Annotated in this window: 19 protein-coding genes and 1 pseudogene; 8 read left to right on the forward strand and 12 right to left on the reverse strand. The window is 47.3% G+C overall.

The window, feature by feature from the left end; genetic code table 11:
• Nucleotides 1-364: 364 nt before the first annotated feature.
• The 3 genes from AC1DYT_RS10835 (at nt 365) to AC1DYT_RS10845 (ending at nt 3,052) form a co-directional block, all read left to right on the forward strand.
• Complete coding sequence (locus tag AC1DYT_RS10835) at nt 365-1,138, forward strand: hypothetical protein (protein ID WP_477469629.1); 774 nt, start codon at nt 365-367, stop codon at nt 1,136-1,138.
• 78 nt (nt 1,139-1,216) lie between these two features.
• A complete protein-coding gene (locus tag AC1DYT_RS10840) occupies nt 1,217-1,837 on the forward strand; it encodes an L-threonylcarbamoyladenylate synthase (RefSeq protein ID WP_477469630.1) in 621 nt (206 codons plus the stop codon).
• Nucleotides 1,838-1,870: 33 nt separating this feature from the next.
• Nucleotides 1,871-3,052 carry a hypothetical protein gene (locus tag AC1DYT_RS10845; RefSeq protein WP_477469631.1) on the forward strand — a complete coding sequence of 394 codons (1,182 nt, stop codon included), beginning with the start codon at nt 1,871-1,873 and terminating at the stop codon, nt 3,050-3,052.
• Between the two features lie 184 nt (nt 3,053-3,236).
• Here AC1DYT_RS10845 and trpA read toward each other — a convergent pair whose 3' ends face one another.
• The gene (trpA, locus tag AC1DYT_RS10850) at nt 3,237-4,007 is read right to left on the reverse strand and encodes a tryptophan synthase subunit alpha (RefSeq protein WP_477469914.1); all 771 of its coding nucleotides are present in this window, start codon (nt 4,005-4,007) and stop codon (nt 3,237-3,239) included.
• A 447-nt stretch (nt 4,008-4,454) separates the two neighbouring features.
• Between trpA and AC1DYT_RS10855 the strand changes: the two genes are divergently transcribed.
• From AC1DYT_RS10855 to AC1DYT_RS10865, 3 genes are all read left to right on the forward strand, one after another.
• A complete protein-coding gene (locus tag AC1DYT_RS10855) occupies nt 4,455-5,549 on the forward strand; it encodes an AI-2E family transporter (protein WP_477469632.1) in 1,095 nt (364 codons plus the stop codon).
• An 85-nt stretch (nt 5,550-5,634) separates the two neighbouring features.
• Complete coding sequence (locus AC1DYT_RS10860; protein ID WP_477469633.1) at nt 5,635-7,116, forward strand: glycine--tRNA ligase; 1,482 nt, start codon at nt 5,635-5,637, stop codon at nt 7,114-7,116.
• A 154-nt stretch (nt 7,117-7,270) separates the two neighbouring features.
• On the forward strand, nt 7,271-8,374 hold the full coding sequence (locus tag AC1DYT_RS10865) for an AI-2E family transporter (RefSeq protein ID WP_477469634.1): 1,104 nt from the start codon (nt 7,271-7,273) through the stop codon (nt 8,372-8,374).
• Nucleotides 8,375-8,513: 139 nt separating this feature from the next.
• On the opposite strand, the gene AC1DYT_RS10870 is transcribed toward AC1DYT_RS10865, so the two are convergent.
• The 8 genes and pseudogenes from AC1DYT_RS10870 to AC1DYT_RS10905 all read right to left on the reverse strand — a co-directional run bounded on the left by AC1DYT_RS10870 (nt 8,514) and on the right by AC1DYT_RS10905 (nt 14,778).
• Complete coding sequence (locus AC1DYT_RS10870) at nt 8,514-9,851, reverse strand: M16 family metallopeptidase (RefSeq protein WP_477469635.1); 1,338 nt, start codon at nt 9,849-9,851, stop codon at nt 8,514-8,516.
• A gap of 18 nt (nt 9,852-9,869) precedes the next feature.
• The gene (locus AC1DYT_RS10875; protein WP_477469636.1) at nt 9,870-11,252 is read right to left on the reverse strand and encodes a M16 family metallopeptidase; all 1,383 of its coding nucleotides are present in this window, start codon (nt 11,250-11,252) and stop codon (nt 9,870-9,872) included.
• Between the two features lie 61 nt (nt 11,253-11,313).
• Nucleotides 11,314-11,901 (reverse strand): DUF4230 domain-containing protein, encoded by a 588-nt coding sequence (locus tag AC1DYT_RS10880; RefSeq protein ID WP_477469637.1) that lies wholly within the window; start codon nt 11,899-11,901, stop codon nt 11,314-11,316.
• Between the two features lie 79 nt (nt 11,902-11,980).
• Complete coding sequence (locus tag AC1DYT_RS10885) at nt 11,981-12,400, reverse strand: OsmC family protein (protein ID WP_128531669.1); 420 nt, start codon at nt 12,398-12,400, stop codon at nt 11,981-11,983.
• A 134-nt stretch (nt 12,401-12,534) separates the two neighbouring features.
• Entirely contained in the window at nt 12,535-13,602 is a 1,068-nt protein-coding gene (gene namA, locus AC1DYT_RS10890; protein ID WP_477469638.1) for an NADPH dehydrogenase NamA, read from the reverse strand.
• 161 nt (nt 13,603-13,763) lie between these two features.
• Nucleotides 13,764-14,153 (reverse strand): hypothetical protein, encoded by a 390-nt coding sequence (locus tag AC1DYT_RS10895; protein WP_477469639.1) that lies wholly within the window; start codon nt 14,151-14,153, stop codon nt 13,764-13,766.
• A gap of 18 nt (nt 14,154-14,171) precedes the next feature.
• Nucleotides 14,172-14,339 (reverse strand): annotated as a pseudogene (locus AC1DYT_RS10900) (short-chain dehydrogenase); the annotation flags it as partial.
• A gap of 52 nt (nt 14,340-14,391) precedes the next feature.
• On the reverse strand, nt 14,392-14,778 hold the full coding sequence (locus tag AC1DYT_RS10905; RefSeq protein ID WP_477458593.1) for a hypothetical protein: 387 nt from the start codon (nt 14,776-14,778) through the stop codon (nt 14,392-14,394).
• Between the two features lie 147 nt (nt 14,779-14,925).
• Between AC1DYT_RS10905 and AC1DYT_RS10910 the strand changes: the two genes are divergently transcribed.
• Nucleotides 14,926-15,264 (forward strand): single-stranded DNA-binding protein, encoded by a 339-nt coding sequence (locus AC1DYT_RS10910; protein ID WP_477469640.1) that lies wholly within the window; start codon nt 14,926-14,928, stop codon nt 15,262-15,264.
• Between the two features lie 126 nt (nt 15,265-15,390).
• On the opposite strand, the gene AC1DYT_RS10915 is transcribed toward AC1DYT_RS10910, so the two are convergent.
• The 3 genes from AC1DYT_RS10915 to AC1DYT_RS10925 form a co-directional block, all read right to left on the reverse strand.
• Complete coding sequence (locus AC1DYT_RS10915; protein WP_477469641.1) at nt 15,391-16,095, reverse strand: SDR family NAD(P)-dependent oxidoreductase; 705 nt, start codon at nt 16,093-16,095, stop codon at nt 15,391-15,393.
• 66 nt (nt 16,096-16,161) lie between these two features.
• Nucleotides 16,162-17,940, reverse strand: a complete 1,779-nt coding sequence (locus AC1DYT_RS10920; RefSeq protein WP_477469642.1) for an aromatic amino acid hydroxylase — start codon at nt 17,938-17,940, stop codon at nt 16,162-16,164.
• Nucleotides 17,941-18,428: 488 nt separating this feature from the next.
• The gene (locus AC1DYT_RS10925; RefSeq protein ID WP_477469643.1) at nt 18,429-19,400 is read right to left on the reverse strand and encodes a lysylphosphatidylglycerol synthase transmembrane domain-containing protein; all 972 of its coding nucleotides are present in this window, start codon (nt 19,398-19,400) and stop codon (nt 18,429-18,431) included.
• Between the two features lie 480 nt (nt 19,401-19,880).
• Between AC1DYT_RS10925 and AC1DYT_RS10930 the strand changes: the two genes are divergently transcribed.
• A complete protein-coding gene (locus AC1DYT_RS10930; RefSeq protein ID WP_477458587.1) occupies nt 19,881-20,750 on the forward strand; it encodes a carbon-nitrogen hydrolase in 870 nt (289 codons plus the stop codon).
• Nucleotides 20,751-20,795: the final 45 nt, after the last annotated feature.

The raw sequence follows: 20,795 nt of genomic DNA on the forward strand, positions 1-20,795 counted from the left end.
CTGTTTAAAACAGTTATTCAGATGAGTCTGCATCATAAACAAATATAACCGAGTATTAAACAACAAAACTAGATTTGGTCAAGATAGGCTTTGTGCCCTTTGCGCTAAACTCTATGCCAATCTTTGCGGACTTTGTGGTTAAAATTTTACCACAAAGTCCACAAAGGTAGAAGCACAAAGAACACAAAGCCAAATTTAATTTTTAGTCAGATGCCTAAAATGTTTTCATGATAAAGCCTCATCTATACTCGTTTAGTTTCGGATTTTAAAGATATTAAACACCGTTCGGAATTGCCCGAGTGGCGTTTTGCTTTTATCGCTATTCGTAAGGTAAATATGCTTATATTCGATAGCATAACGCTACATGAAAATAATACCGCTTTTGCTGCTCGCGTGCGTACTTTCTGCGTGTACAAACACTCCCGTTAAAACGCCGGCCCCTATTGCGCAGCCTAAAAAAGTTGCTACCGATGTGATATCAGCTGCAGACACCGATTCTATTGATATATCCACAGATATCAGCGAGAAGAACTTCCTCAAAAAAACTAAAATAAAACGCATAATTAAATACTACCCCGAAATAGATCAGGAAATCCCGGAGCCTCCGGATGAGGCTTATGCTTCAAGAGGGAAAAATGCCGTGTACATACAACCCGATGATGACTACAAGATTATTTTCGGTTGTGAGGCTTGCCAGGATGAGTATTTTGAGCTTTATGCGTATTTTTTATATAAGCGGGATGGCGGTAACCTATATAGCACACAACGAATAAGGCTGATTAAACTTTACAGGGATATCAACTATATTATGTCGGCTTTAATAGGCGGCGGTACTTATTTTGGCCATCAGCACAAACGTATTTTAGGCTACGCTGAATATTCCGTATATCTTTATATTAAAAACAAGGACGACTATTACCACAAAACCTACTCAATAGTCAATCAAAAGCAACTCTATATTCAATCGCTAAAGCAGTATATTGACGACGAAATAAGCAACGATTTAAGTTCTACAGTTGATCAAAAGATAACGCTCAAAAAGGACCTCTTTAAAACAGTAGGCGAAATTGATGGTTTACTTACCGAGTACTTTTATTTGACGGCTGTAAGGGAATTCCAATATTCCCATTATTATTAAAGCGTTCCGATATTAATACTAGAAAGGTTTGGGAATAGATTCCGAAATCGAACACCCGAAATCCGAAATAATAACACCATGCTAATCAAAATATACCCCGAGAACCCCAACCCAAAAGCCATAGAGCAAGTTGCCGATGTGCTGCGCAAGGGCGGTCTCATCATTTACCCAACCGATACCGTTTACGGGCTAGGTTGCGACATAACCAATCACAAGGCCATTGAAGCTATCTGTAAGATACGCGGCATCAAACCCGAGAAGGCTAATTTCTCGTTCATCTGCTATGATCTGAGTCATATCTCCGATTACATCAAACCCATAGACAATACCACCTTCAGGGTGCTGAAGAAAGCCCTGCCGGGGCCATTCACCTTTATCTTCAATGCCAGCCATGCGGTGCCCAAACTGCTTAGCTCTAACAAGAAAACGGTGGGTATCCGTGTACCTGATAACAATATCGCCCGCGAAATTGTGAAGGTGCTGGGCAACCCTATCCTATCTACCTCCATACACGATGAGGACGACATCATCGAATACAGTACCGACCCCGAACTGATTTACGAGAAATACCAGGATTTGGTAGATTTCGTGATAGACGGCGGCTACGGCGACAACGTGCCTTCTACCGTGGTAGACTGCACCGGCGGCGATTTCGAGGTTATCCGCGAAGGCAAAGGCGTGCTGGAAGATTATTTATAAGGATATCTGCCAAAAACAACCTAATTTCCGCCGATGAACGAAAACTGGCTTTTATTGGGGGTGTTTGCTGTTGCCGGCTTAATAGTACTCAATACCGCAAGCTTTGTCATCATCCTCCTGCACGAGTTGGGGCACGCCCTGCCCGCGCTATTTTTCACCAAACGACCCGTCACCATTTACATCGGTTCTTACGGCGACGATATCGGGCCGAAATTCCGCATCGGCAAATTAACCATCAGGATAAAACCCCGCCTCTCCTATTTACGGGCGGGTGGGCTTAGTACCTACGAGGCTATCCCATCGGCGGCCAAAAACTACGCGATACTACTGGGCGGTCCACTGGTAACGGTGGCCATAGCGGCTTTGCTTATACCGGTAGTAATTGACGACGACTTTCACGGTCCGCTGAAGATTATGGTGGTTATATTATTGGGCTGTACCTTGCTCAACCTTATCGGCAACTTATATCCCCGCAAATTAGAGCCGGATACCACGCTGTATTCCGACGGGAAGCAGCTTATCGATATCATTAACCTGCGGGGAACAAACACGTATCTTTTCAGGGCTGCCGCGTTTTTCTATCACAACCAATTCAAGGAAACTCTGGCAGAGCTGGACAAAATAGACAAGCGGCACCTCAACGAATACATCGCCAGCTTATATATACAAAGCTATGTAGAGCTGAAGCAATTTGGTATGCTCACGGCGTTCAAAGAAAAGTATATGGATGCAGGCCTGATGGCCTCACTTACCTCTTACAATGCCATCAACCTGTCGTTTGCCAACATACAGCTAAAGGAATACCCTGAAGCTTTGGCGTTGCTGGACAGGGCCATAGAACTGGATGATGAAAGCTATTATGCGTACAACAACCGCGGTTTCGTCCACAACCTACTGGGTAACTACGCTGCCGCCAAAGCCGATTTAAACAAAGCCTGCAAACTCGACCCGAATGCGGCCTACTCGGTAACCAACCGGGCGTATTCGAATGTGAAACTTGGCTTATTGGAGGAGGCACGGGCAGACATCAACAAGTCCATGGAGCTGAACGATGGCAACTCTTACATATATCTGGTGCAAGGGATGTACCAGTTAGAAACCGGTGCCCCGCAGGCCGCTCTGCTTAATTTGGTGAAAGCCAAAGAATTGAACGCCACTACCGTATTGGTAGATGATTATATCGCACTAGCAAAAAGCAAGCTTGACCATCAATAAACAACCTATTTTTATTGGATTATACTCCATTTAAGGGGGGCACGGCTGACTATAACCCCTCTCGTGGCCGCGCATTTCACTCGATATTGCAAGATAATGGCCCATTATGTTGCAAAAAGCAAGCTTTTGCAGCCCTAAAATGAAGAAAAACAACGAAAATTGAAGAAATTTAAGGAAATACGCGCTAGCCTTTTATCCCCGCAATAAAGCCTGGTATCTTCTCCATATAACTTTCCGTACCCAATAGTTTTACGAATGCGCTGCCCACAATGGCGCCATTAGCGTACTGGCAAGCCTTATTGAACGAAGCATGATCTGATATGCCGAAACCGATGATGGTTGGGTTATTTAACTCCATGGCCTTTACGCGGTTGTAATAACTTTCGATGCTATCGGTAAGCTGTAGGTTACCACCGGTGATGGATGACGAGGATAGCAGGTATATAAAGCTGTTGCTCAAGGCATCTATCTTACGGATACGCTCCTCTGAGGTTTGTGGCGTAACCAGGAATATATTGCTGAGGTTATTATCTTCGAAATAGTTGCTGTACAGCATTTCGTACTCGTACATAGGAAGATCGGGGACGATGATGCCGTCTACGCCAACCGCCGCCGCATCTTTGCAGAAACGTTCTACGCCGTACTGTACTATAGGGTTTACGTAGCCCATGAGCAATATGGGGATGCTTACGCGTTGGCGCAAATCCTTCAGTTGTTCGAACAATACGGTCAGCGTCATGCCGTTAAGCAGGGCCTGTTCCGAGCTATGCTGTATAGTGGGCCCGTCGGCAACAGGGTCTGAATACGGGAACCCTACCTCCAGGAAATCGGCACCGGCTTTTTCCAGGGTCTCGGCAATATCAACCGTGGTATCCAGCGCAGGGTAACCGGCAGTGAAGTAGATAGACAGCAGGTCATGCTTTTTAGCAGCGAAAAGTTTGTTTAACCGGTTCATGGGGGTAATCGTATCAGCCATATGCTGCAAAAATATCGTTAATAAATATCTTTCGCAGGATTTATCAGAAACTTTTTGAGGGAGGCCTGGCGGGCGAGCCTATAACAGGCCATTGGGGCCGTAATCCTGATTAGGGTTTACCAAGGTGTTCCACCTAGCTGTCTAAAAAGCATTTTACTTATTTTATTTAAGTGTTTAACAATAAACACATTACAGATTTTACCTAAACAACAGGGATGTTCCAAAGTGTTCCGCTAAAAAATGCAACTATTTGATAATCAATGATTATTTAAAAAATAGTGTTCCACATTCAAAGTGGAACACCTGTGCCGAAAAGCCGATCTGGTGGTCTTGTGTGTCGCCAACATCACAGGCCAAAATACCCCACGTCTTTTATAGGGGATGCGCATCAAAACATTTAGGCGGCATCATTGTCCTTTAAACGTAATGGAAAATATCGACCCCAAACCCCAAATACCTGCCCCCCGCCCAAAACGCGAACTTACTTACATACAAAAAGTATGGCATACCGTAGGCATCGTAGCGCTGCTGGTCATAGTGGTACTGATAGCCCGTGTTGCTTTCAATGTATTGCTGATGATACTGGCAGCAACGCTTATTGCCACTTACTTTCATGGCCTGGGCAATATTATCCAGCGCAAAACAAAATGGGGGCGCAAGGCGGCCATGGCTTTATCGGTAGGCGGCACGTTTGCTATAGTGGCTGCCCTCCTTTGGTTTATGGGTACAAAAATACAGCACCAGGTGGCGCAGCTTAGCCACTCGTTGCCGGGCACCATCAACGCTGCACGCGGCAAGCTTGCCGAAACTCCTGTCGGCCAGCAGGTCCTCACCTACCTGGACGATAACTCGGGCAAGCTATTCGTAACCGCACAACAGTTCTTTAGTACCAGCTTCGGGGTATTGGGCAATATTTATATCATACTGTTTTTGGGGATATTCTTCACCGTGAGTCCTTCGGTTTACAAAGAGGGTTTCATGATCATTATCCCGCCCGAGAAAAAAGAACTGTGGCGCTGTATCATGAACCGCGTTAACGTATCACTCAAAGGCTGGCTAAAGGGCACGCTGCTATCGATGGTGTTGATTACCATCATGTTGGTCATAGGCCTCAGCATCGTTAACATACCGGCTGTACTGGTATTGGCCCTGTTTGCGGGCATGCTGAAGATCATCCCCAACTTCGGCTCGATGGTAGCCATGATACCCGGCGTTTTGCTGGCACTCACGATAAGCACCAATACTGCTATCGTAGTGGCGCTTATTTATATGGTATCGCAAACCATCGTAAGCAATATCGTAACGCCTATTATCCAGAACAAAATCATCAACCTGCCACCCGCGCTAACTATCATCAGCCAGGTAATTATGGGTACCCTATCGGGTGCGCTGGGCATTATATTGTCTGTACCGCTGCTGGCCATCATCATCATACTGGCAGACGAGCTATACGTAAAAAAGATAAACGAGGGCCAGTCAAAGCCAGGAGTGGATGCGAAGCATGTGCCGTTGACGGATTGAAGGAAAGGGAATGATTTCGACGGGCGAAGGACTTTCGACGTAAGACTTTCCATCTTTCCGACTAAAAACTATCTTTGCCCTTATTATGAGCAATTCAACCGACGAACTTTTCAAGAATGTTATATCGCACGCCAAGGAGTATGGCTTTGTTTTCCCGAGTAGCGAGATTTACGATGGACTAAGCGCTGTTTACGATTACGGCCAAAACGGTGCCGAACTGAAGAACAACATCAAAACCTACTGGTGGAAAGCCATGGTGCAGATGCACGATAATATCGTTGGGCTTGATTCTGCCATATTTATGCACCCCACCATCTGGAAAGCAAGCGGCCACGTAGACGGCTTCAGCGACCCGATGATTGATAATAAGGACAGCAACAAACGCTACCGCGCCGACCAACTGCTGGAAGACCGTATAGCCAAACTGGATGAAGAAGGCAAAACCAGCGAAGCGGAAGAACTGCAACTGGAGATGGATAATGCCTTAAAAGCGGAGAATCTGCCCCGGTTGAAAGAACTTATCATTGAGCAAAACATAAAATGCCCCATAAGCAATACCGCTAACTGGACAGATGTTCGCCAGTTCAACCTGATGTTCAGCACGCAGGTAGGTGCTATTGCCGATGAATCAGACACTATTTACCTGCGCCCCGAAACCGCGCAGGGGATATTCGTGAACTACCTCAACGTGCAAAAATCGGGCAGGATGAAAATCCCTTTCGGTATTGCGCAGATCGGTAAGGCTTTCCGTAATGAGGTTATCGCCCGCCAGTTCATCATCCGCATGCGCGAGTTTGAACAGATGGAGATGCAATACTTCGTACGCCCCGGCACACAGAAAGAATGGTTCGAAAAATGGAAGGCCGCTCGCCTGAAATGGCACCTGGCCCTGGGTACCGATGCAGCCAAATACCGCTACCACGAGCACACCAAGTTGGCCCATTATGCTGATGCTGCTTATGATATCGAGTTTGATTTTCCGTTTGGCTTTAAAGAGGTAGAAGGTATCCACAGCCGTACCGATTTCGATTTGAGCCAGCATGAGAAATTCTCGCGCAAGAAGATGCAGTACTTCGACCCGGAGGTAGACCCGGAAACCGGAAAACCATTCGGTAACTATATTCCTTACGTTATCGAAACTTCGATAGGCCTCGACAGGATGTTTTTACTAACGATGATAAATGCTTTTGAGGAAGAAGACCTGAGCACCGAAGAGAAACAGGATAGCCGCACCGTACTGCGCCTGCACCCTTGCCTGGCACCGGTTAAAGCCGCCATTTTCCCGCTGACCAAAAAAGACGGATTGCCCGAAAAAGCCCGCGAGATAATGGATAAGCTGAAGCTTGATTTTAACCTGCAATACGAGGAGAAGGATGCCATTGGCAAACGCTACCGTCGCCAGGATGCCATAGGTACGCCGTTCTGCATCACGGTAGATCATCAAACCTTGGAAGACAACACCGTAACCATACGCCACCGCGACAGCATGGCACAGGAACGCGTAGCTGCCGACGACCTGGAAAAAATCATAGGCGATTTGGTAAGCTGGAAGAATTTGCTGGGGTAAACACTCTGCCTGCTTTCAGCAGGCAATTGAAATACTTAAAGAGGCCGCATTATTAACCATAATGGGCCTCTTTTTTTTGCTCTTATTTACAGCTAACTTACAAAACAATTGCACCGCAATTTTGCTTGTGTGTTAAATATGCAAACACATTTACATGCCCATAAAAATTAAAGACCAGCCTTTTTACATACAGGCAACCGCCGTGCTGTTTGGCCTGGTGTTGCTGGTGTACATATTAGCCACCCTTACCGATATTTTGGTGCCGCTGGCCTTCGCCGCCTTTTTGGCTATATTGCTAAACCCGCTTGCCAACCGCCTGCAGCGTTATAAAATGCCCCGTGCTGCCGCCATAGCCATTGCCATGGCGGTTGCCATATTGTTTGTTGCTGCAGTATTTTATTTCCTGTCCACCCAGGTTATACAGTTTGGCGATTCGCTGCCCATGTTAAAGAAAAGGTTTGCTGAGATGAGTCTCCAATTAAAGGACTGGGTACAGGCCACTTTCGGCATAGCCGTTGCCAAGCAAGACCAAATGGTGAAAGAGGCCCTCGGCAACAGCCAGGCCATGGTTGGCAAAACCCTGGGCGGTTTAATAGGCACTCTCGGCATCATATTTCTGCTGCCGGTTTATATTTTTTTCATGCTGCTTTATAAGCCGCTTATCCTCAATTTTTTGTACGAGGTGTTTGCCGAGGAAAATTCAAAAAAGGTAAGCGAGGTTTTAAGCGAAACCAAGGGGGCCATACAAAGTTATATTGTAGGCCTGCTGATAGAGATGATCATCGTAGCAACCATGAACTCCGGGGCCTTATTGCTACTCGGCGTAAAATACGGCATACTGATAGGTTGTATAGGTGCCATACTGAACCTGATACCCTACCTTGGTGGCATCATAGCCATTGGCCTGCCCGTGCTGATGGCAACCGTAACCAAAGACGGCTACTCCACACAGTTGGGGGTGATCATTGCCTACATCGTTATACAATTCATCGATAACAATGTGCTGGTACCGCGCATCGTATCATCTAAAGTGCAAATAAATGCGCTGATGTCTATCGTAGTAGTGCTTTTGGGCAACCAGCTTTGGGGCTTATCGGGCATGTTCCTTTCCATCCCCTTTGTGGCAGTACTCAAGATCATCTTCGACCGTATAGACGCACTCAAGCCCTGGGGCAAACTCCTCGGCGATAATATCCCCACCCGCCACATTGGTGATAGATGGGGCGGCCGCCGGAAGAAAGCCGTAGGGCTTAGTTGAGTTCATGGTTCATAGATGATAGTTCATAGCAGAATAAAAATAGCTTTTAAGCTCCAACTCCTGAGCTACCATGAACTATCAACCATCATCCATGAACTTCAAATGAGCTACCATGAACTATCAACCATCATCTATGAACTTAATGACTAACCGGGCTACCGCCTTTGTTTAGTGTGCCGTTGGTGAACAGTAATGGGTTAACCTTTTTGGGGTCGCCCTGGTAAACCCACACGATGTTGCCGATGTATTTGCGAAAGGCGTTGGTTACTTCCTCTGGCGTAAGCTTTTTGATATCGTCTACCAAAGTAATAGAGCGTTTCCAATTATTGTGCAGCACTTCGTTGTTTACCAATGAGGTGGCTTGTGCCTGGTTGGTTTCGTTTTTGTAATAGAAGCCTGTGAGGTAGGTCACTTTCATATCGGCAACCTCATCTGCCCTAAAGCCTTGTGTTTTTACCTTATCAACCAATTTATCAAAAACGGCGATGTATTTATCGGGCTGCGTAGTTGATACCGAAAACTTGGCTACCGCAGTATTACCCACGCTGAACCATGCGCTTGGCGCGTAAGACAAGCCGTTGTTAGTGCGCACCTCTAAAAAGTGCCTGTCGGCAAATATGCGCATGGCCACGTTAAACGCGTTGAAATCGGGCGTACCGGGTGCCGGGCCACTGCTGATGCCCTCTACGTAATTGGTTGCCAGGTCCCGTTTCTCGGAAGAGAAACTGTTTTTATACGACCTAAAAAACGACTTCTTGGCCTCGAACGGCAAGCCTTGTTTAACTCCGGCCAGCATAGCTGCTATACGGGCTTCTATATCCGCCTGCGGCAAATCGGCCACTACGATGATCACCATGCGCGATTTGGTGAGTATGCCCTGGTAGTACTTTTTGGTTTCGGCAGCGGTAAGTTTGCTGAGGATAGCTACCGTGCCATCCGGGTCTTTGGCGTAATCGCGACCGGCAAAGGCTACTTTGTCGGCATATTTGTCTATGGCGCCATCCGGGTCGGCATCATTTGATTTCAGGGTGCTTATCGCGTCCTGTTTTATGCGTTCAAACTCCTTAACGTCGAAAGCCGGCTGGGTAATAGCCTCGGCATATAAAGGCCAAACGGTCCCAAAATCGCTTTTGATGCAATTCATGCGGATGATGGCATATTCCTTGGTATCGAAGCCCCAAACCTCGGCACTTACCTTGTCCAGGGCGTTCTTAAAGCTATTTTTATCGTGTTTTAACGTGCCGCACTCGGTAAGCGCGTTGATGGCCATACCCTCTATGCCCATCCTTTCGGCAGGGTAGTTTTGCACGCCACCTTTTATTACAGTTTGTATCTCCACTATATCGTTGCCGCTGGGTTGCACAATTACTTTTACGCCGCTTACGATGGTTTCGTAGGGTTTTAACTGGGCGCTTGCTGTGCCGGCGCTGCAAATAACAGCTAATACAAGCAGCGCAAATAAGTTTCTCTTTTTCATCTCAGATATTTTTAAAGGTTATTTGGCCACTACGAAAAACGTTTTGGCATCGCTTTGCTTGCTCATTTCGGGGTTGATGATCAGCCCGGCTATGGATGGTTTGCCGGTAATATACGTGCTGATGTACTTGGCAATATCGGCCCGGCTCACCTTTTGGTAGTTATCCGTAAGGTCGGTAAAGTAATTGAGCGAAGTACTGCACCATTGGTAGCTGAGCTGACTGGGCAGGCTGGATGGTTTTTCGGTTTCGCGGCTGTGGTTGCGCAGCAAAATGGCCTTGGCATCGTTCAATTGCTCGTCGGTATAATAATCGGGGTTGCTCCACTGGCTCACCTGGGCCTGTAACACCTCGTAGCACTCTTTTAATTTATTGGGATTAGGAACCACGAACAGACTTATACCGCCGGTATAGTGGCTGGTTGAATAATTTAGTCCTACCGATGATGCCAGGCCCTTATCTACCAACGCCTGCTGCAGTTTTGAGGAGTTTAGCCCCACTACTGTAGAAAATACGTCTGCAGCAACGGTACCGGCCGAATCAGTCATGAAGGCGGGCCCTTGCCAGGCCAGCATCATATAAGGCGTTTGGGCTATGGTGCTTTCTTTTACGAATGCCTGGCTTTTTGCGATAGGGGTAAAAGCAGGGATAGGGTACTTTTCGAAGGGGTTGAAATCGCTGCTTGCCCAGTTGCCAAAAACACCTTCGGCTTGCTTAAAGGCGTCTTCGTGCTTTACGTCGCCGCAGATAATGAGCAGGCTATTATTGGGGTAGTAATACCTATCCTTAATGGTCATCATTTTGGCCGGCGTGGCGGTATTAATAACCTCGTGTATGCCTATGGGCATTTTACGGGTGATGAGGTCGCCCCACATCAGTTTGTTCACATCGAAATACAACTGGAAGTAGGGGCTGCTTTCGTTCCGCTGGAACTCGCCGTCTACCACCGGGCGTTCTTTTGCCATGTCTTCTTCCCGGTAAATAGGGAAACGGATGGCCGCATTCATCAGCCTCAGCACGCCGTTCAGGCTATCTTTATTAGCGGTAAAATAATAGTTTACGCGCTCGTTGCCGGTGGTGCCGTTCCAAATATCCCCGAGCTCTTTAGTACGTTTCAGGAATTTCTCTTGATCGGGATAATCTTTATTGGCCTTAAAAAACATATGCTCGAACAGGTGCGAGAGGCCGCTATACTCGGGGCCCTCGGTGTAGGCGCCGTTCTTTACGGCGATCTCTACTGTAGCCAGGGGTACTTTGGGGTTCTCTATCACCACCACTTCGAGGCCGTTGGGCAGTTTTTTCCAGAAATAACCCTGGGGTAATCGCGGCTGGGCCGCCGCGCAAAGGGTACAAAGCATCGCTGCTGTACCCAATACAATTTGTTTGGTAAATTTTGAAGCCATATTTATGGTAGATTGTAAACCATAAATATATTGCATTATTTTAAAACTTAACCTTTAGTTATCATTTAAATTTCAGGGCCACCTTTTTGCCAGATACACCCTCCAAAAATGGCTTGAATATCAGCCGGGCGTTCTCCTGCGCTTTGCCCAACAAATTCATTTCGCCGGCGGTAGTAAGCATCTTCTTCTCGGCAATTTTGTACACATCCTCTACCATGGTTTTAGCCTTATCGGCAAACCACACGCCCGATACATCGTACACCCTCGATTTTTGATGATCCAGCTTTACGTAGCATATCTCGGGTTTTGGCAGCGTGAGCCAAACGCTATCTTTACTCTGTACGATGTCTTCTTTCTTCACCCTGGTAAGGTCGATACAGGCGGTTACCTCCCCTACCGCCACGAATAGCACGCGTTCATCGGGCAGTATGGGGTGAATCTCCTTCTTTTCCACCACATCTTTCATCGAATATTTTACCAGTTCCAGCTTCCCCATGGCTGTAATCTTAGATACCATTATATCCTCGGTTACCTCCGTGCGCGTAGCAAATCGCCCTTTGATATAAAAAAACAGGAAGATTGCCGAGGCAATTATCACCAGGTAAAATACGAGGGTGATGGAGATGCGGGGACGGGAGGCATTAAGCATGTAAGGTGTTTATGTATGCTACAAAAAAAAGCGGCGATGGTTTGCGCCATCGCCGCTTGATAATAATATGTTAACTTACTTATGCGTAAGTAACGTTCAGCGTAATAGGCACGCTCAATGCTTTTGATACGATACAGCCGGCCTTTGCGCCTTCAGCCACTTCTTTGAACTTGGCTTCGTCTACGCCGTCGATTACTGATGCTTTCAGCTCCAGGTGGATGCCTTTTATTTCCAGTGCCTGCATATCCAGATCAAGGATAGCATCGGTGGTTAAATCGCCGGGAGTGATGCCTGCCTGCGATAATGCCGCGCCAACTGCCATAGTGAAGCAGCCTGCGTGTGCAGCAGCTATCAATTCTTCGGGGTTGGTGCCTATACCGTCGGCAAAGCGGGTTTTGAAGGAGTACTGTGTTTTGTTGAGGATGGTGCTTTGGGTGGTAATTTCGCCCTGACCTGCTTGCAGGGTGCCGTTCCAATGTGCATTTGCTGTGCGTTTCATGATAGTATTTGTTTTAGTTTTTACGAATGTAGCAATATGTCGCTTTTATTGAAAATATTAGGTGTTATGATTGTGTGAAGGGCACTATACCCTAGTGATGGGTTTAAAACCCATCGTTGGGGTGTGGCGTTATTTTACCACTTTGCCCGTTCGTACTGCAACGGCCATTTCACATCAGCACCCAACTCATGCGCTGCGCGGAGGGGGAAATGCGGGTCGCGCAGTAGTTCACGTGCCAGCAGCACCAAATCAGCCTGCCCGGTTTGGATTATCACGTCGGCATGTTGGGCGGTGGTTATCAAACCTACGGCACCCGTGAGTATGCCTGCCTGATTTTTAATGGCTTCGGCAAATTCTACCTGGTAGCCCGGTTTCAGCGGGATGCGCGCGCCGGCAACATTACCGCCGGTGCTGGTATCTATCAGGTCGATGCCTTTCTCCAGTAATATTTTGGCTAAGGCCACCGAGTCATCTATCGTCCAGCCGCCATCGGTCCATTCTGTGGCAGATATGCGAACGAACAGCGGGTATTCCTGGGGCCAAACTTCTTTTACGGCTTCTATGATCTCTAATAGTAAACGGGCACGGTTCTCCAGCGTACCGCCATAACCGTCGGTACGTTGGTTACTCAGCGGCGATAAAAACTGGTGGATGAGGTATCCGTGCGCGCCATGTAATTCTATCACTTTAAAACCTGCGGCCAAAGCACGTACAGTAGCGGCACGGAAATCATCCACTACTTTGGCGATGCCTTCGCGGTCCAGCTCCTGCGGGGCCTCTTCGCTTTCGGCGAAAGGGATGGCGCTGGGCGCGAAAGTTACCCAACCGTTTTCTTCTGCAGATGGTATTTGTTTGCCACCGGTCCAGGGCAAATCGTGGCTGGCTTTGCGGCCGGCGTGGGCTAACTGGACACCTGCTACCGCGCCTTGCTCGCTGATGAAATTGCTAATCTCTTTTAGTTTGGCGATGTGCTCGTCTTTCCAGATGCCCAAATCGCCATAAGAAATACGCCCCTCAGGCGATACGGCTGTGGCCTCGGTGATGATCAGACCGGCACCACCAACGGCGCGGCTGCCCAGATGTACCAGGTGCCAGTTATTGGCGAAACCATCCACGGCAGAGTACTCGCACATGGGCGATACCGCTATACGGTTCTTTAACTCAACATTTTTTATTTTTATAGGACTGAATAGATGCGGCATAATGTTTTTTTGACAAATATGCATAGCAAAGCGCAAAGGCTATCTCAGTGTTTTGTCAAATAGGGAGACTGGCGGAGATATTACTTTGCGATGAAAATAAACGACTTTTTGCCGATATGTGCGCCTATGGTGCAAGAACCAAGAAGCCACGGTAGCATCAACTACTCTATCCGGAAGAGTGTTTTCACCAGTTTCTTCTTAACGGATGAAGAACTGGAAATTTGCGTGTACGAATCGGCAGTGGTTTTGATGATGTGCACGGTAAATACGTCGTTGGGGCCGAGCGGCTTGAAATCCTTCTTGAATTTTTCACCGTCATCCAGCCGGTAGGTGCACTCATCTATCCAGGTAACCTTAAAAGTGTAAACGGTAGTATCGCCCAGTAGCTGCTCAGTTTGCGTATCGCCTTTGCGGTTGATAATGAAAGTGCCGTATTTCGGGTCGACCAGTTTAAATTTACCATCGTGGAATTTCAGGCAATCGGGTTCTTGAGCCTTCGCTGCCAAGGTTGAAAACATCAGGAAAAATACAGCGGATAAGAAAAGCTTCATGGCTGCAATATAGCAAACCTATGGGGTAGTAACAGCAACCGGCAATGCTTTCCCGTTAAAAAAGCGGTGGCCGGTAACGGCAAAATTGGCGATGTATTTGCCCACCTCAAAAGCCATCACCGGCTACTCGTAACCCGGGAAGGCCCGCTGCAGCATTTCGGTTTTCGCCGAACCCAGGGCCAGGCAAAGGCAAAAAAAAACAATTACAAAGCCTCTCATATTAATCATTTTTGGCAAATTAATTTCCTGCTTCTCCAAATTTGGCCGTTTCTTTTTTACTTTTTACCAGGAGTACTTCGTCGTTATCCAGCAACAGATAACCCTGCTCGTAACAAAAGAAGTAGCGCGCGCCTGCCTGTGTTTTGTAGCTGCTGGTAAAATACTCAAAATCGAAACCGTTCTTCAGCAGTTTCTCGCGCGTGGTTTTGGTTTTGCCCGATGGGTTCAGCTCTTCTATTACGCGGCGGTTACGGCGCAAGATATTATTGATATTGCGCACCAGGTTATAGCTGTTGCTGTTAAGCTGATTATTATAATTATTGCGGCACAAGTCGTTACAGAATTTTTTATCCGCACGGCCATGTAAGGGCGTTCCGCAATCTAAACAGGTTCTTTCTGCATTCACCTGATAAAGATAGCCGATTATTTATCCGTTTGCAAACGCTTGCAAACGGATACTGTCGTTTATAAGCACTTATTACCCGACTAACCTTCCCACCCCGCTGCAACTTTGTATCATCAATTAATCGGATACCATTTTAAAACTACAAAAATGACAACATTGAAAAACAGCGTTCGGCTGATCGGCAACCTGGGCATGGACCCTGAAGTGAAAACATTTGATAATAACCGTAAACTGGCGCGCTTATCTATAGCCACGAACGAAAGTTATAAAAACGACAAAGGCGAAAAAGTAACCGAAACTCAATGGCACCAGGTGGTATTCTGGGGAGCCCAGGCAAACATGGCCGAGAGCTATTTAAAAAAAGGCGATTCGGTAATTATTGAGGGCAAACTGGCCAGCCGCAATTATAATGACAAAGATGGCGTAAAGCGCTATGTGACCGAAGTAGTGGTAAATGAATTTGTGAAAATGGGGAGCAAGGCTTAGAAGATTTATGTTATTTGCTATTCCGTTGGTGAAAACCAAGGGCAATGAAGTGGGTGGAGACGTGTTGAGGCAATTCATTGCCGCCCCATATATGGGGCGGAATAGCAGGTAATAAATTCACAAAAACTATGGCGTAGTCACCGCCACTGGTAGAACTTTGCCGTTAAAGAATCTGTGCCCGGTAACTGCGAAATCGGCAATGTATTTGCCCATCTCAAATGCCATCACCGGCGATTCGTAGCCTGGGAAAGCCTGCTCCAGCATTTCGGTTTGCGCCGAGCCCAGGGCCAGGCAGTTTACTTTGATGCCCTGCCCTACTAGTTCCTGTGCAAGGCATTCGGTTAAGGTATGCAAGGCCGCTTTACTGGCCGAGTAAGCAAGCAAGCCGGGGAATTTCGCACTCCCCTGAAAAGCGCCCATTGAGCCTATGTTAAGGATATGCGAGCCTTCGCCCATAAAACCCAGCAAGCTTTGGATAATGCGCACATGCCCTATGTAGTTGCTCTGCAGCATCTCTACAAAGTCCGTTTCCAAAAGCTCGGTAAAGGGTTTATTGATGAGAACGCCGGCGTTATTCACCAGTATATCTACCCTATTGTCAAAATTAGCGGCGATAAATTGCTGCAGCCCCGCATAGTCATCGTGTACGATGTCGAAAGCAATGGCAAATATCTCGCAATCGGGGTTGAGGCCTTTGGCAATCTCCAGCAGTTTCTCCAGTTTATCCTGCGAACGGGCCAACGCAATCACCTTATGTTTGCCCGATAAAATAAGTTCCAGTACAGCTTCGAATCCTACGCCGCTGCTGGCGCCTGTTATAATGATGTTCATGAGCTCCCTAACCCCCGCTGGCTAGCGGGGAATTGATAAATGTTATTGCAAATTTAGTATTTGTATCTAAACCACCAATTTCTCTTCCACAGGATGCTTTATCAGGTACAACCCATCGCTGATGAGCTTTTTATACTCCGGTTCGGCGACGGCTTTATTTTCTAAGAAGGTCCTTATCTCAGCGGCGAGGGCATGTTCTACGCCTTCATGGTCGAGCAGTTCTAAAATCTCCAATGCGCAGAGCCAGTCATCGTGGTGGTGTTTCTGCAGCATCAGCCATACATTACCCAGGTAGCCATAATCACCACCCTTGTGCCTGCGGTTGCGTACTTGCTGGTAAAGTTTATGAAGTTCGCGGGTCATATGATCGTATTCCGGATGATGGGTTCCGGTTGCTGATTTATACGCAATTTCTAAAAAAGCACACTTGTCGGCCGCGCCGCAAAATACAGATACGATGCGCTCGCCGACAGCCATATCATATACACCCCATGCGGGTTGGAACAGCAGTTCGCCCTCCTTATTCTTTACAGTACAATCGGTAAAAGTGATGATTTGTATCTTACTGTCGTGGGCGCTGATAGTTTTCACCTTGCCATAAACGCTAATGCCGCTTTCGAATTGGAGCGATGCGTCATTGCCTGTTTCTATGCCTGCGGCTTTTAACTCATCGGCAGTAAAATCCTCCAGAGCTTTTTCACTCGCTGCCAATTTACCCACGGGCGAGCTGAACCCATCTTTATGATAGCTCTTGCCATGCCCTTTGAGTTGCTTATTATCTACCGATAAGGCGGTACTGCCAGTGGCTTTAAGGAATGTGACGTTTCCTTCGGTATCCATCTTTAACGCCGTAAAGGTTCCCGAAACCTGTAGCCCCGAGCTGTAAACCGCCGTGCAGGTATTTTTGCTGTCGATGGCTTTCTGCAGGCCATACGCTCCACCTCTACGGAACGCCATGGTATCGGCAAATTGTTCCAGCACATCAATCAAATTCTGGAACGTGGGCGTAACGAATAGCTGCGGTTGCGTTTTGGTAATATCATAGCTGTACTTTAGGGCATCAATCGTATAAGGCAGCTTTTTAACCTCATCCATCATACAACTGGCGCTTTCGCCAATGGAGGATAGCAAACCCGCCCCGTATATCTTCGGCTCTTGCAAGGTGCCTATCAGGCCGTATTCCACTGTCCACCAGTGCAGGCGGCTCAGCAGGGCCATTTCAGATGGTTCGCCCATATTATCCTGACGCCAGGCAACCAGTTCTTCGGCTTTTTTTATTTCTTCCACGTCGGCATCAGGCATCTCCTTCAGTATCGAGAGCGCCCGTATGGCTTCATACAACTCAAAATCTTGTGCGCTGAACATTGCCTTGGCCCCTATCGAACCAAAGTAGCTTAAATATTGGTGGTAGTCCTTATCGGCGATAATGGGCGCATGCCCGGCCGATTCATGTATAATATCCGGCGCTGGAGTGTATTCGATATGCTTTAACTGGCGGATATCGGCAGCAATCACCAGAACCCGGTAGGCCTGGTACTCCATAAAGGCAGCAGGGGGAATAAACCCGTCGACCGTAACCGCCCCCCAGCCAATTTTGGCCAAAGCATTGTTCATGTCCTGCAAATCGGGTATTTTCTCTATCGTTAGCCCTGCCTTTTGCAGCCCGGGTATATAGGGGTAGTACGCAACATCCTTAAGGTAACTGTAGTTTTGGCGCATTACGTAACGCCACACGGCATGATCTACCGGGGTGTAATGTTCGTAGTGCTGCGGTACGATGAACTGCTTTAGATGCGCCGGCAGCGCAGCAACCTGGGGGTTATTAAAATCATTAAATCGGCTCATTGGGAAGCTGGTTTTAACTGGTTCCTTGTACAGAAACAGCAAATTACCGATTATGATTCGATAGATTTTTAATTCAGAATATAATATTTTTTGAGGCCCGTATGCCCGAATTAAATTACGGATTCTGAAAAATGCTTGTCCAGTTTTATTTTATAGAAATGTTGGAAAAATCCAACGGAATTGGGCCGGATTGGGACCAGCTTACCTGCCATTAAGTTGCCCTTGTCACGGGCTTAAATTTGGCAAAACACCGTAAAAAATCTGTGCTTTTCTGTGTTTTTCGGTGCTTTTTGGGTGTTTTTATGGCTTTTTCTTTGCAAACCTCAAAAGGGCCAAATTTGCATGGAATGGCTGTTTTTGGCTAAAAACAGCTTTTTGAGCCTCAAAAAAATTTCCAGCTTTTTCCAACTTTTGCGCGGATTTTATCTATAGATTTCCAGGAATTTCCAGCTTGCCGCCGCCCGGGCAAAGGCATCCAAAACGCGGGACTAAACGGCCTGGTCTTCGTGCAATTCCATATCGTTTTTCGTCAGGCCCTCCTCCAAACGTTTGGGGCGTATGAGGTAATAAACACCAAGCAGGGCCACGATAAGCGATATAAGGTAAAACGTACCCGGCAAGAACAATGTAAGGCTTTTCTCCATGGGGAACCATTTGGCCAGATAACTGAATACGGTTTCGCGCACGCCTACGCCGCCCATGCTGATAGGGATGATAGTAGCCAGGGCTGATATCAGGAAAGATAAAAGGTATGGCGAGAACTTGCCGGTAAAATTTTGCCCCAGCAAAACAAACACGATCGCCATCACCTGCAAGCCCTGCACGCCTACAGCCTTTAAGTGCCCCTCGAAAAAGTAATGTGTGTATTCCCTGAAGAATTTATAGGCAACGCCATAATAAACAACCGATGCAAGGGTGAATATGCCCAGCGGGATACCGATATGAATATCTATCTGCGGTATCAAAAATATCAGCGCCACGGTAATGAGCCCTATGGCCCAAAGCCCGCTAAGCCTATCAAACATAATAGCCCAGAACATTTTGCGGGCCGGCAGTTTGTAAGTTTTATTGAGCAGGTAAATTTTGTAGCCATCGCCGCCGATGCCGCCCGGCAACAGTACGTTATAAAAAAGGCCCAAAAGGTACAGGCGGAAGTTGAAGCGTGGGTCGAGTTTGAGGCCGATGGATTTAAAATAGCTCAGCAACCGCCAGGATGATAACACCATGCTGCACATATAGCTGATAAGCGCGGCCAGCATCCACCAGTAATTTGCGTGCAGCAGGCGGCTCTTTACCTGGTCTATCAGATCTTGCTTGCCATGGAAAAGCAGGTACAGCAATACCACGGTTACGCCTACTTTAAGCAACACCTTGGTTACGCTCCACAGCGTATCTTTCCAGCTTTTAGGCTTTATGGCTTGCTCCGTTTCTTCCAGCTCGGTCTCTATCAAGTCTTTCATCCGGGTGCAAAGGTAGTAATTTAGCGATTAGTTGATTTGAGGTGAGCGATTAGTTAACAAAACTTAACATTGGTGGTAGAGGTTAGAGGTTAGAGGTTAGAGGTTAGAGGTTAGAGGTTAGAGGTTAGAGGTTAGAGGTTAATGCAAATTGAAGTGCTTTGTTTTAAAATTCTGTCAATTCGTTTAATTCTATAAAAATTCGAGTTCAGACAAATTATTATGGCGATGCCTTCGGCCCGGGCTATCCGCTGCAACTCCTCATTACGTCCCCACTGATAGAAGCGGGGACTTCATTCCGGGGTTTCCGCTACTATCCCTATCGCAACTTCCTCTTTCTATCCCCGGTGCGTTTTTTCTCAATTCGGTTGCTTTAACCACTGATCACCGCCGCGTAATTTTTAACGATGATGGATAACTAATCTTTAATCATTGCCCTCAAATCTCCAAAAAACGGTAGTTTTGCGGCAAATTTCTAATGCTATGGGAAAAGTACAAGTAGGCCTGGTGCAGATGACCTGCACTGCCAATAAGCAGGAAAACCTGGATAAGGCTATCGTAAAGGTGCGCGAAGCTGCCGCTAAAGGCGCGCAGATCGTTTGCCTGCAGGAGCTTTTTACGTCGCTTTATTTTTGCGATGTAGAGGATTACGACAATTTCGCATTGGCCGAATCTATCCCCGGCCCGTCAAGCGATGCTTTATCGGCTGTGGCTGCCGAGCTTGGCGTGGTGATTATTGCCTCCCTGTTCGAAAAACGTGCACAAGGCGTTTATCATAACACTACCGCCGTTTTAGATGCCGATGGCCAATACCTGGGCAAATACCGCAAGATGCACATCCCTGATGACCCGGGCTTTTACGAGAAATTCTACTTCACCCCTGGCGACCTTGGCTATAAGGTTTTCAAAACCAAATTCGCCACTATAGGCGTGCTTATCTGCTGGGACCAATGGTACCCCGAAGCTGCACGTATTACCGCATTGATGGGTGCCGAGATACTCTTCTACCCTACCGCCATCGGCTGGGCCACCACGCAGGACGAAGCCACCAACGTTGAGCAATACAATGCATGGCAAACCATACAACGCTCGCACGCCGTGGCCAACGGCGTTTACGTAGTAAGCGTGAACCGTGTGGGCGAAGAAGCCGGCGTAAAATTCTGGGGCGGATCGTTCTTTGCCAACCCTTTCGGCGCCATTATGCACCAAACCACTCCCGATCAGGAGGAAGTTGTGGTAATGGAACTGGATCTGGATAAATCTGATTATTACCGCAGCCACTGGCCGTTCCTGAGGGATCGTCGTATAGATTCGTATCAGCCGATTACCAAACGCCTGATCGACGGCGATTAGTTCTCTCAATGCTATAACCCTAATGTCATTGCGAGCGATAGCGCG

Source organism: Mucilaginibacter sp. P1_D10 (assembly GCF_056406215.1).